General features: G+C 66.2%; 9 protein-coding genes and 1 pseudogene. 4 read left to right on the top strand and 6 right to left on the bottom strand.

Annotated elements, in window-relative coordinates; translation table 11 throughout:
* The first annotated feature begins 51 nt into the window (after positions 1-51).
* On the top strand, positions 52-891 hold the full coding sequence (lucA, locus tag CSQ99_RS29970) for a lipid uptake coordinator LucA (RefSeq protein ID WP_245909159.1): 840 nt from the start codon (positions 52-54) through the stop codon (positions 889-891).
* Positions 892-920: 29 nt separating this feature from the next.
* Positions 921-1,946: a S1C family serine protease gene (locus CSQ99_RS29965; RefSeq protein WP_099042605.1), complete on the top strand. Its 1,026-nt coding sequence runs from the start codon at positions 921-923 to the stop codon at positions 1,944-1,946.
* Here the strand turns inward: CSQ99_RS29965 and CSQ99_RS29960 are convergent.
* The gene (locus CSQ99_RS29960) at positions 1,933-2,601 is read right to left on the bottom strand and encodes a TetR/AcrR family transcriptional regulator C-terminal domain-containing protein (RefSeq protein ID WP_099042606.1); all 669 of its coding nucleotides are present in this window, start codon (positions 2,599-2,601) and stop codon (positions 1,933-1,935) included. The two genes, CSQ99_RS29965 and CSQ99_RS29960, sit on opposite strands and share 14 nt — an antisense overlap.
* 78 nt (positions 2,602-2,679) lie before the next feature.
* Between CSQ99_RS29960 and CSQ99_RS29955 the strand changes: the two genes are divergently transcribed.
* On the top strand, positions 2,680-3,747 hold the full coding sequence (locus CSQ99_RS29955; protein ID WP_099042604.1) for an NAD(P)H-dependent amine dehydrogenase family protein: 1,068 nt from the start codon (positions 2,680-2,682) through the stop codon (positions 3,745-3,747).
* Here the strand turns inward: CSQ99_RS29955 and lipL are convergent.
* Genes lipL through CSQ99_RS29940 form a run of 3 tightly spaced genes read right to left on the bottom strand, consistent with a single transcriptional unit; the run spans position 3,744 to position 7,259 of the window.
* Positions 3,744-5,024: an esterase/beta-lactamase LipL gene (lipL, locus tag CSQ99_RS29950; RefSeq protein ID WP_099042603.1), complete on the bottom strand. Its 1,281-nt coding sequence runs from the start codon at positions 5,022-5,024 to the stop codon at positions 3,744-3,746. The two genes, CSQ99_RS29955 and lipL, sit on opposite strands and share 4 nt — an antisense overlap.
* 51 nt (positions 5,025-5,075) lie before the next feature.
* Positions 5,076-5,531 carry a hypothetical protein gene (locus CSQ99_RS29945; RefSeq protein WP_099042602.1) on the bottom strand — a complete coding sequence of 152 codons (456 nt, stop codon included), beginning with the start codon at positions 5,529-5,531 and terminating at the stop codon, positions 5,076-5,078.
* A 48-nt stretch (positions 5,532-5,579) separates the two neighbouring features.
* On the bottom strand, positions 5,580-7,259 hold the full coding sequence (locus CSQ99_RS29940) for a hypothetical protein (RefSeq protein WP_099042601.1): 1,680 nt from the start codon (positions 7,257-7,259) through the stop codon (positions 5,580-5,582).
* 435 nt (positions 7,260-7,694) lie between these two features.
* On the opposite strand from CSQ99_RS29940, the gene CSQ99_RS29935 reads away from it, so the two are divergent.
* Entirely contained in the window at positions 7,695-9,947 is a 2,253-nt protein-coding gene (locus CSQ99_RS29935; RefSeq protein ID WP_099042600.1) for a serine/threonine-protein kinase, read from the top strand.
* Here the strand turns inward: CSQ99_RS29935 and CSQ99_RS29930 are convergent.
* Entirely contained in the window at positions 9,944-10,648 is a 705-nt protein-coding gene (locus tag CSQ99_RS29930; protein ID WP_099042599.1) for a cutinase family protein, read from the bottom strand. The two genes, CSQ99_RS29935 and CSQ99_RS29930, sit on opposite strands and share 4 nt — an antisense overlap.
* Before the next feature lie 43 nt (positions 10,649-10,691).
* Positions 10,692-11,534: pseudogene (locus tag CSQ99_RS29925) on the bottom strand (cyclopropane mycolic acid synthase family methyltransferase); the annotation flags it as partial.
* Positions 11,535-11,662 lie beyond the last annotated feature (128 nt).

Here is an 11,662-nt window from a genome sequence, read left to right as displayed (position 1 = left end):
CTTCCCAACCAGCGCGCCAACGCCGGTCTTGATCGAGATCCTGTTTCCGTGATGATCATCCTCGGGAAGGTGCGCCCACTTTCACGCCACCTCGCCGAGGCTCATCCACAGGTTCTGATCATTGCTCTCTCGTGCGTAGCCGCGGCCCTCTATTTCGCCTTCGTCCTGCCGCGCTGGTGGGAGCTGATGGGTTCCACGTCGCACACCCTGGGCACCGTCCTGCGCATCGTCACCGGTGTGCTGATCGGCCTGGCCGCGTTGCCGGTCGTGTTCACGCTGCTGCGGACCCGTCGCCCGGAGTTCCGCACGCCGCTCCTGGCACTGCGGCTTCGCACCGCGTCGATCGCACTGCACGTCCTGGCCGGCGTGCTGATCATCGGCGCGGCGATCAGCGAGATCTGGCTCTCGCTCGACGATGCGGGTCAGTGGCTCTTCGGGATTTACGGTGCAGCCGCAGCGATCGCATTGCTCGGAATATTCACGTTCTACCTGGCCGACGTCGCCGAAATGCCGCCGCCACCGCCGAAACCGCTGAAGCCCAAAACGCCGAAGCAGCGGCGGGGGCGCCAGCAGAAGGACGACGAAGACACCACGAAAATCGAAGACAGCGCCCAGACCGAGGACACCGACTCCGACGAGGCACCGGACGCGGATGAACAGTCCGAGGCCAAGCCGGACAAGCCGGCCAAGCCGGCCGAGGTCACCGTTGAGGCCGAAAAGCCCGAGTCAGCGGCCGAAGAGCCCGATGCACCAGCGGCAGAGGCCGCTGACAAGGACACCGAGACCGAGGAGACCAACGGCAAAACGCCCGCGAGCGAAACGCCCGCGAAGGTCGATCCGACGCGCCGTCGCCGCAGGCGAATGCGCGGCGGCGTGGCGGTCGAGGATTAAAGCGCCGAGTTATCGGGCAAAATGAGCTGATGCGCATACTCCCTATGCGTCGCTGGCTGGCGACGCTGCTGACCGCGCTTGTCACGGTCCTGGCGCTGGTTGCGCCAGTCAATCCGGCAGCGTCCTCGGCCGCTCCCGGAGATCCGCTCGCTGCTGCGGGCCTGGTCGAACCGGCGGTGGCACGCATCGACACCGAAGTCCACTATCAGAACGCTGTCGGAACCGGCACCGGCATCGTGCTGGACCCCGGCGGTCAGGTGCTGACCAACTTCCACGTCGTGGCCGGCGCGGACCGCATCACCGTCAGCGTTGTCGGCCGCGCGTTCCCCGCCGAACTTGTCGGCTACGACCGCCGACGTGACGTCGCGGTGCTGCGACTGATCGGTGCAGGCGGGCTGCCCGTCGCCCCGATAGGTGACTCCGCCGCCCTGGTGGAAGGCGAGCCAGTCGTCGCCATCGGCAATGCTCAAGGCAGCAACGCGCCGCTGACACACGAGGTTGGGACCGTCACCGGTTTCGGCCGTACGGTCACCGCCGAAGACACGCTCACCGGCAGCAAGGACGAGCTGACCGGACTGTTCGAGTTCGCGGCGCCGGTCATCGCCGGAGACTCCGGGGGGCCCGTCGTCAACGGAGCCGGTCAGGTCGTCGGAGTCACGACGGCCGCGTCGGTCAACTTCCGCATGGGTCCGGGCGGCAAGGGTTTCGCGATTCCGATCAACGACGCCATGGGCATCGCGAATCAGATCCGCTCAGGCGCTGCGTCCGACTCGATCCACATCGGACCGCCGGTGCTGCTCGGTGTCGGCGTGCGCACCGCTCCGGCAGAGGGGCCGGGCGTGCTCGTCGCCGACGTCCTGCGCGGTGGCCCCGCCGAACAGGCCGGGTTGATGAGCGGCGACATGCTCACGACTCTGGACGGCACGCCGCTGAATTCGGCCACCGACCTGACCTACGTGCTTGATCGCCACTACCCCGGCGACGTCATCGACCTCACGTGGATCGACGGCAGCGGCCAGCAGCGCACCGGCAAGGTAGCCCTCACTCCGCTGTGAGTAGTCGATCCAGCCCGGCGATCACGACGTCGAGTTCGAATTCGAACTGAGTTTGGGCGTCATGCTCGGTGGCGTCGGCCGATTCCAGCACTCGGCGTAGCGCCGGGTAATTGCCCTCCGGTTCCTGCAGCAGCGCCTCAGTGGTTTCCGCGCGGTGACGGTGCGCGCCCGACCCCGTCTGTGCGACGACGGTCTGCGCGGCCGATTGCGCAATGTTGGAGGCGGCAGTGAGACCGCGTCGCGCGCTGTCGGGATCGAGCCCGGCCGACAACAGCGCGTCGAGGACACGATCGGCCAAGGCCAACGCCGCGGCGGTGCTGAGGCCGCCCACCTGGGTGAAGCCGGTCGCTTGATCCTGGATCCCCACGCGGATCAGGCCATCACGGAAGGCCACCGCGTATGCCCGCAGCGTGGCTCGCCAGTCGTCGTCAGTGGGCAGTTCCACGGGAGCGAGTTCTCGCTCGAACTGGTCGAGCACCATCAAGATCAGCAGACCCGGACGGTCGCCGACGTAGTAGTGCAGCGCCTTGCGGCTCACCCCGAGCGTATCGGCGACCGCCTGCATGGTCAGGTCGCCGGCCGAGATGGCGCGCGCCGCGGCGACGATCTGGTCTCGGCTGATCCGCGGTGGACGCCCCCTGGTTCGCCCGTTCATCATCGTCAGCCTAGGCTAATTTTCACCGACCGGGAAAAAACCCTTCCCCGGCGCGTCGAGCTTCCCTATGCTGAGCGGGTGCCAAACACCCCCTACCGGGTCGTCCAGTGGACGACCGGAAATGTCGGAAAGAGCTCGGTCGAGGCGATCGCCAAGAACCCGAACTACGAACTGGTCGGCCTCTACGCGTGGTCGAAGGACAAATCGGGCCGTGACGCCGGCGAACTGGCAGGCATCGAGCCACTGGGCGTGCAGGCGACCAACGATGTCGACGCACTACTCGCGCTCAAGCCCGACGCCGTGGTCTACAACCCGATGTGGATCGACGTCGATGAGCTTGTGCGCATCCTCGAGGCAGGGGTGAATGTCGTCGCGTCGGCATCTTTCATCACCGGACACAACCTCGGCGACGGCCGGCAAAGACTCGAAGACGCATGCCAGCGCGGCGGATCGACGCTCTTCGGTTCGGGTGTCAGCCCGGGGTTCGCCGAGTTGCTCGCCATCGTGGCCGCGACGGCCTGCGACCGGGTCGACAAGGTCATCATCGCCGAGTCCGCCGATACGACCCTCTACGACTCTCCGGATACCGAACGTCCCGTGGGTTTCGACATGGCCATCGACGACCCCGCTCTTCAGCCGATGGCGGCGAACGGTACCGCAGTGTTCGCCGAGGCCGTGCAACTTGTGGCCGACTCGCTCGGCGTCGAGCTCGACGAGATCAAGTGCGTCTCCGAATACGCCCAAACCACTGAGGATCTCGCGATGGCCTCGTGGACCATCAAAGCCGGCCACGTCGCTGGGGTCTATGCCAGTTGGCAGGGCATCGTTGGCGGCAAGACCGTGATCGACATCAACGTCAGATGGAAAAAGGGCACGACACTCGAGCCCGACTGGCAGCTCGACGGCGACGGTTGGAAGATCACCATCGAGGGCCGGCCGACGGTCAATATGTCTGTCGGCTTCCTGCCACCGCCGGACATGATCGAGAACGCGAAGACCATCGAGGATTTCTTCGTGCTCGGCCACATCATGACGGCGATGCCGCCGATCCACGCCATCGGAGCGGTCGTCGCGGCCGCGCCGGGAATCGCCACCTACAACGATCTGCCACTGCCGCATGCGCGCGGCACAGTGCCGACGGCCTAGCGTCGGCCCGCGACCTTCTTCAGAGCAACCGATTCGCGATAGCGCGCACCGTATCTCGGCACCGCGACGGGACCGTTGCGCCGCGCCGCGGTGACCGCGTTGCGTAGCGGCCGGGCCAGTCCGGCGAACGATCCCATATCGAAGAGCATCGGCGTCAGCAGGCGATTGTGGACGAACGCGAACGCGCTACCGGACCCCGGATCGGCCCAACCGAGCGTCCCACCAAGACCGAAGTGGCCGAAACCCTTGAGCAGACCGGGAATCGGTGATTCGTGGTAGCCGAGATGAAACGGCATCGGCACGCCGACGTTCAGATCCGGCCACGGCTTCGGGTTTCCGATCAACCCCCGCGTCAGCTCCTCGGACAGTAGTTCGACGCCGTCGAGGCTGCCGCCGTTCGCGACCGCGGCGTACATCCTAGCCAGGCCGCGTGCCGTCACCACTCCGTTGGCTGCGGGCACCTCGCCGTCGAGGAATGGGATATCGCCCTGCACAAGGGATTTGATACCAGGAAAATACATCGCCCCTAGCGCGCCCGACAGCGGCAACCCGGCCACCTTCGGTGCGACGAAGTCGAACACCGGATTCGCGCGGGTGCCCTGCGGCGCAAGAATCTGTGCAACCTTGGTCGGCGATCCTGCCGGCGGGCGACCGAGGTGGATTCCATCGGTGTTGAGTGGCTGCGCGACCTCGACGCGGAAGAGCTCACGCATGCCCATCCCTGTCACGGCCCGGGCGAGCCCGGAGAGGATCCATCCGTACGTCAGCGCGTGGTAGGCCGGCCAGCCCCGCTGGCGATCGGACGGCGCCGCCGCGAGGCGCTCTTCCATCAACAGGTGATCGAGCATTTCCTCCTTGGTCACACCCTTGAGATGCGCCAGCCCCGACCGGTGCCGTAGGACGTCGCGCACGGTGATGTCTTCCTTGCCGTTGGCGCCGAATTCGGGCCAGTACCGCGCAACGGGTTCGTCGTAGGACAGCAGGCCGCGATCCACGAGGCGGTGGATGACCATCGCCGCGACCCCCTTGGTCGCCGAGAACACCATCGAGCCGGTATCGGCTGTCCATGGGTGCTCACCGGATCTGTCGGCCCACCCCGTCCACACGTCGACAACGGATCTGCCATCGATGTAGACCGCCAGTGCGCCACCGCCGAACCGATTGCCGGGGAACAACCCGGCGAAGATGCGCATGACGTTTCCGAAGCGGGGATCTGCGGCGCCGGCCACGTCGCGCGGCAAACCTTCGCCGGCCCGCAGAAGTGACGCCGTTGTCATACCGCTAACCATGCGTCCATAGCCATCGCCGTGGGCGCAGAACCGCGATATTCAGCCGGCAACGCTCATGACGTTGGCCTTCAGCTGCGCTCCGGGCGGACCCTGAAGGACGACGTCCTTGAGAATCTGCGCCTGGTCTTTATGCACGGTGAACTCACCCTTCTGGGGCTCGTTTCCTCCGAGAACCTCGTAGAACACCGTGAACGGTGTCTCCGGCAAGGGATGCAGGCCAATGTATTTCGGCTCAATCGTGTACTTGTAGCTACACGGACCCGCCGGCACGCATGTCTGCTCGGTGACAATCACCCCGACGGCGAACTCAACGGGTGTGGGCACCTTCGGCGGCCGAGGCGCCAGCGTCGTGCGCGGTGCCGCGGCGCGCTCTGACGGTTTCGGTGCCGTCACGCTGCCATAGATCATCACGGCTGCGACGCCGACACCGCTGGCGACGATGGCGAACAGCGCCACGCCCGCGGACCACTTCCGCACGGTCGACGAAACTTGCATATGCCTACTCAACCTGGCGCGTGTTCGGGGCGCTAGCCCGGGTGCTCGTCAGTGTTGTGGGCGCCGCCGCCTGCCGAGGAAAATCGTCAACACGATCGCGCCGATGCCGACGGCCGCCGCCATCACCGCTGCCACGATCATCGTGATGTCCTTGCCGGACATGCCGGTGGGCGTCGAGTCGCTCACCAACTGCAAGTCGTAGTCACCCGGAAGCGGTCCCTGCGCAGGCGCTTCCATGCCCGGGAAGCTCTGGGTCTGGTTGACCTCGAACTGCGGCACGCCTTGCTCGTTCTGCTTCCACTCGCCCCACGCCGGCGTCACACCGTCGAGCAGCACCTTGTGCGCGCCGCCCTGGGCCGGATCGGGCCCGACGTCGACGATCTTGCGGACCACGATCGGCCGGTACGTCGCACTGGCGTACTTGACCTGAACGGGAACGTCGGTGAGGGTGCGCACTGGCGGTGGAGGCGGCGGAGGTGGCAATCCCGGTCCCGGGAAGTACCCGCCGCCGAAGAAGTTGCCCACCGCGTAGTCGATGGGAACCCCAAAGGCGTTGAGCCGCAATGCCGTGAAGTTGTACGAGCCGGCGTCGCGCACTTCGGTGACCATCCGGCCGAATGGCGGAACCAGCACCAGCCGCGGCACACCTCCGACGTCGTAGACGAGTTGGAGCGGCTCGGGATACGGATTGAAGATCAACGGCCGGTAGTACTCGTCGTACTGCACCCAGTCGGGCTGCCACTGCAAAACCCGTTGTTCGGCAGCGGCGAGACTGGCGTTCGCGGGAGGGGCGGCCCCGCCATCGCCATTCGCACCCTCGGGATCCAAGATCAAGTTCCTGAGATTGTCGATCTCGGCAGGCGGTGCGGGCGGCGGATCCGCCTCGACCGGCTTGGCCTCCTGAGCTTTCGCGATGTCCTCTGGGGACGCTTCCGCCCGCTGCGGCTCGGGGGTGGTGGTGACACCCGCGGCCGGTTCGATGCTGCCGGTGTCTTCGACGGTCGATTCACCGCTGGTCTCGCCGCTGAGGCCTGACTCCGCCGTCGAGCCACCGGCGGTCGTCTCATCGGAACTGGTCTCTTCCGACCCGGTGGCCGACGTCGACGTGCTGCCCTCGCTCGTCGCCGTCGTGCTTGTTCCGCTGGCGTCCGAGGTGGCCGAGCTTGAGGTCTCCAGTGCGGCCGAACCGCTGGGTGATGTCGACGTTGCGGACGTCGACCCGGTGGTCTCCGTCGACGGGGTGGAGGTGCCGGCCGCCGCGGAGCCCGACGTCGTGGCCGCCGTCGTCGCGGTGGTGGCGGCCGACGGCGTCGGTTCCGGGGTGCCCGACGGAGTCGGTTGCGGCGCAGACGGAGTCGGTTGCGGCGCAGACGGAGTCGGTTGCGGCGCAGCCTCAGTCGTGGCGACCTCGGTCTCCTGGGTCACCACCGGCGCAGGCGTCGTCACCGGCTCCTGAGTCACTACCGGGGGCGCCTCGGTCACGACGGGAGCCTCGGTGACCACGGGAGCCTCCGGGGTATACGCGGGCACCGTCGGCGCCTCGTAGGCCGGCGCCTCGACGACCGGTGGCGCCTCGTAGACCGGGGTCTCGATGAGGGTCGTGACGTCCGTCGGCTGGGCGAGGGCGGGGAATGCCCCGGCGCCGAACGCGGTCGACGAAACCACGACAACCGAGGACAGCGCCACAGCTACGCCGCGAACGCGCCGGATAGGAGTTCGATCATGCATTGTCGTTCCCTCAACAGGTTGTCGGGAGTGCGAGCCAGAGTGCAGCTTCGGCAACAAAAGCGGGGAGCGAACCCGCAATCGACTGACCCGCTGTGGGCCGGCGAAACACGGACATCAACTACCCCCTTCACGCTGGCGATTCCCCCGAACACGTCAGATCGTCGAATTCTCGCAGTCAGCGACGTGCACCGCCACACATTCAGCGAAAACAGCAAATATCTGCGCCCGATGGCATCTCGGCGCGGAATGCGGTTGGCTAACGGGTGTGGTTGCTTTGCGTTCTCAAGGGATAGCCCGGCTTCCTACCGGGCCCGGAACACGGCGCGTGGGTTGCGGTATGTCGAGCGCCGATTCACTCTCTAATACGGGACCGGGCGGCTGCCCGATCGTGAAGACTGGGAATCCGCTGGTTTGCCACCGTCCGCAGGAGGCGTAGTGGAGGGCACGCCCTTCGGCAAGTACCGCCTCGTCGAGTTGATCGGCCGTGGCGGCATGGGTGAGGTGTGGAAGGCCTTCGACACCGCCACCCGCCGAGTCGTCGCAGTCAAGGTGCTGCCGGCGCAGCTGGCCGCGGACCCCACGTTCGAGGAGCGGTTTCGGCACGAGGCATTCGCCGCGGCGGGGCTCAACAACCCACACGTGGTCCCCATCCACAACTTCGGCGAGATCGAGGGCCGGCTGTATGTGGACATGCGGCTGATCGAAGGCCAAGACCTCGAAAACGTTCTTTCCGACGGTCCGATGGAGCCCGCGCGAGCGGTCAAGATCATCGAGCAGATCGCGTCGGCGCTCAACGCTGCGCACAAGATCGGGCTTGTGCACCGCGATGTGAAGCCCTCCAACATTCTGGTCGGCGAGGAGGACTTCTCGTACCTGATCGATTTCGGCATCGCGCGCGCAGCCGGTGAGACGAAGTTGACGGCGACCGGCAACGTGGTCGGCACATGGCCGTACATGGCGCCCGAGCGCTTCACCACCGGCCAGTCCGATACCCGTTCGGACATCTACGCACTGACTTGCGTGCTCTACGAATGCCTGACGTCCAGCCGGCCGTTCCCCGGCGACAGCGTGGAGCAGCAGATCGCCGGTCACCTCACCACCCCGCCGCCGCGGCCGTCGATAAAGATCCCGGGCGTTTCGCCCGAGCTGGATGCCGTCATCGCCTCCGGGATGGCCAAGGACCCCGAGGAGCGGTACGGGACGACGACCGAGATGGCCCGCGCCGCCACGGCGGCGATCGTCAACAGGGGACGGGCGCAGCCGGCGAGATCCGGCTCGTCGCAGACGGCGGCCGGGGCTGCGCCCGTGGCGCTGACGCGCGCCTTCCAAGAGGAAGACACCGAAAAGCACTGGCATAAAGAGACAAAGGCCCTGCCGGCCGAGCAGGCTGAGCGGGCCGCGGATGCCACCCAGGCCCAACCGGCCGCGGACGCGACACAGGCTCGCCCGGCTTCCGCGCCGCCGCAATGGGCACCGACCCATGCCGGCACCCCCGAGCATGTGGAGAAGGCCTGGGCACCGACGAAAGCCCAACCGGCCCAGCCTGAATGGGCACCGACCCAGGCCGGACCGGCCGAGCACGTGGCCAAGGCTTGGGCGCCGACGCACCTTGGCGCACCCGGTCCGCATGCCGAGAGCGCGGCGGCGCCTACGCAAGCACAACCGGCGCAGGCGCCAAACCCGCCTTCGCCACCGGATTCCGCCACCCCCCAGCAGCAGTCCGACGACGGTGCACCCTGGCCGTGGTACCGGCGGACGGCAATCGTCGTACCCATTGCCCTCGTGATGATCTTCGCCGCCGTTGCCACGATCCTGCTCGTCCTCGGGGGAGACGAGGAACCGAATGCCAACCCCTCGGCGCCAGGCGGTGCGGGACCGAACGGCACGTTCTCAGCCCAGTTCGGTGCCCCCACCCAGCCCAATGGTCAACCGTTTCAGAACTCTTCGGGCGGCAGTGAGACGTGGGTGATCACATCGGCGTGTGAAGACGGCAACGGCAAGTGCGTGGCGAGTGCCACCAAGGTCGATGGATCTCTCACCACCACAACGGCATTGGTGCTGGACGAGGTCGACGGTCGCTGGGAGGCGGTGAACGCGAAGGAAGGCAAGTGCGGGGATGGCGCCTCGACCGAGATCTGGGAGTCGATGTCGCTGCAGTCACAACCCGATGGCTCACTGGAAGGCGAGTTCATCGTCCGGTCGACGGACCCCGGCTGCGCCAGCAACCGACCGGTGACGTTCACCCGCACGGGAGACCCGCAGGACGGCGTCTCGGTCATCGACCCCGCAACCCTGCCAGCCCGGGTGGCATCCCCGGCCCAGGCGTTGCGCGGCCGCTATCAGGAGGTCGACACCTACAAAGACGGCAATCGCAGCGCCGACGTGAGCTTCGACATCTCGACGTACTGCCTTCGCACCGGCGACCGCTGCCTGAGCTACTGGCTAAGCCCGAACGACGTCAAGATCCTCACCTTCGCCAAGGACCAGTTCGTATTGGCCAACAAATCGTCGGACTCAACGTGCAAAGAGGGTGGCCCCGCCCATCGCGAGATCACCTTGCAGTATCCGGTCCCAACGCCGGCGCAGGATCCGATCACGCTCCTTACCGGAAACGGCCACTACACCGTCACCGGCGCCTGCCCGTTCGACAGCGACTTCGAATCGCGGGTTCAGCGCACAGGGGATTAGACGAGTCCGGCGACGAAGGTCGCGGCCTGATCGGTCATGCCGGGGACGTACTGATGGTGCGGGGTCCGGTTGCTCAGATCGCCGGTGTCGCAGATCGGGTCTTGGGGGTTGCACAGGTCGATGGTCCTGGCGCCGAAAGCGGGACTGAGGACATTCAGCGGGCCCATCACCCTGCCGAGGGGATTGCCGAACACTGCGACGGCAGCGACGCGGTTCGCCGCATCCGGCGGCATCGGAGTCGCGAGAGCGTTGAGGTTCAGGCCCGGGACGGCATCCAGACCCGGTATCGCGCCCATGCCGGCGATGGCCGAAACATTCGGGGCGACGCCCAACATCAAATCGACGACGGCCGCACCCTGGGAGAATCCGCCGAGGACCAATTTGGTGTCCGGACAGGTATTCGCCATGAACTGGGCGTGGTTGTTCGCGTCGGTGGCGCCGTCTGCGGCGCGAAGAAAGTTGAACGTCGCTGCGTAGTTCACCGCGTACACGCCCACCGACCTGGGGGCGACCTTCGGGCGCAGCGCGTCGACGAAGCCCTGACCGACAAGGCCGATTCCGGGCGGATCGTTGGTACCGCGGGCGAAGATCACCTCGATGTCGGGACACCCCTGGGCGGCCGCTGCCGGAATGCCGTTGGGCGTGAAGCACATCGCGACGACCACGGCAGCGGCGGCGAGAATACGAACAGGGTTGGCCATCTGCCCGATGCTAGACAGCTGTTTCACAGCGCGCAGACAGTTTCTACTTCCGTAATGTGAACTGGTTGAGGTCGATGTAGCCGGCCCGGAACGCGTCCGCGCAACCGGTCAGATACCTCATATAGCGCTGGTACACCTCTTCGGACTGAATCTCGACGGCTTCTTTGTGATGTGCCTCCAACCCTGCGGACCAATGATCGAGTGTCCTGGCGTAGTGCAGCTGAAGCGACTGCCTGCGTTTCACGGTGAAACCCATCTTCGAAGCGTGGAACTCCACGATCTCGATCGCGGGTAACTGGCCGCCCGGGAAGATCTCGGTGGCGATGAATTCGTTGAAGCTCGTCTGCTCCTCGGAGAATTCCAGGCCCTTGGCGACGATCTGCTGCGGGGTCAGCATGGTGATCGTGTGCAGCAACATCACACCGTCATCGGGAAGGACGCGGTAGGCCATCGCGAAGAAGTCGTCGTAGCGGTCGTATCCGAAATGCTCGAAGGCGCCTATGGAGACGATCCGGTCGACGGGCTCGTCGAACTCTTCCCAGCCGTGCAGCAGCACCCGCTTGCTGCGCTCGGTGTCCATCTCGTCGAACATTTTCTGCACGTGGGCGGCCTGATGTTCGGACAGCGTCAGGCCGATGACGTTCACGTCGTACTTCTCGAGTGCGCGGCGCATCGTGCCGCCCCAGCCGCAGCCGATGTCCAGCAGCGTCATGCCGGCCCGCAATCCCAGCTTGCTCAGCGAGAGGTCCATCTTGGCGTGCTGCGCCTGCTCGAGCGGGATATCGCGCATGCGGTCGAAGTACGCACAGCTGTAGGTCATGGTCGGGTCGAGGAACAGCCGGAAGAAGTCGTCGGACAGGTCGTAGTGCGCCTGCACCTCGTCAAAGGAGCAATGATCAGAACCTGTGGATGAGCCTCGGCGAGGTGGCGTGAAAGTGGGCGCACCTTCCCGAGGATGATCATCACGGAAACAGGATCTCGATCAAGACCGGCGTTGGCGCGCTGGTTGGGAAG

The sequence above is a fragment of the Mycobacterium neglectum genome (assembly GCF_002591975.1).
Lineage (GTDB): Bacteria > Actinomycetota > Actinomycetes > Mycobacteriales > Mycobacteriaceae > Mycobacterium > Mycobacterium neglectum.
The sequence above is the reverse complement of the archived record's forward strand: the minus strand, read 5'-3'. Positions and strand labels throughout refer to the sequence as shown.

Excerpts from the sequence above, each read along its gene's own strand:
- lipL (WP_099042603.1), bottom strand. The coding sequence starts at position 5,024 with ATGACAACGGCGTCACTTCTGCGGGCCGGCGAAGGTTTGCCGCGCGAC.
- lucA (WP_245909159.1), top strand. The coding sequence starts at position 52 with ATGATCATCCTCGGGAAGGTGCGCCCACTTTCACGCCACCTCGCCGAG.
- CSQ99_RS29965 (WP_099042605.1), top strand. The coding sequence starts at position 921 with ATGCGCATACTCCCTATGCGTCGCTGGCTGGCGACGCTGCTGACCGCG.
- CSQ99_RS29940 (WP_099042601.1), bottom strand. The coding sequence starts at position 7,259 with ATGCATGATCGAACTCCTATCCGGCGCGTTCGCGGCGTAGCTGTGGCG.
- CSQ99_RS29960 (WP_099042606.1), bottom strand. The coding sequence starts at position 2,601 with ATGAACGGGCGAACCAGGGGGCGTCCACCGCGGATCAGCCGAGACCAG.
- CSQ99_RS29930 (WP_099042599.1), bottom strand. The coding sequence starts at position 10,648 with ATGGCCAACCCTGTTCGTATTCTCGCCGCCGCTGCCGTGGTCGTCGCG.
- CSQ99_RS29945 (WP_099042602.1), bottom strand. The coding sequence starts at position 5,531 with ATGCAAGTTTCGTCGACCGTGCGGAAGTGGTCCGCGGGCGTGGCGCTG.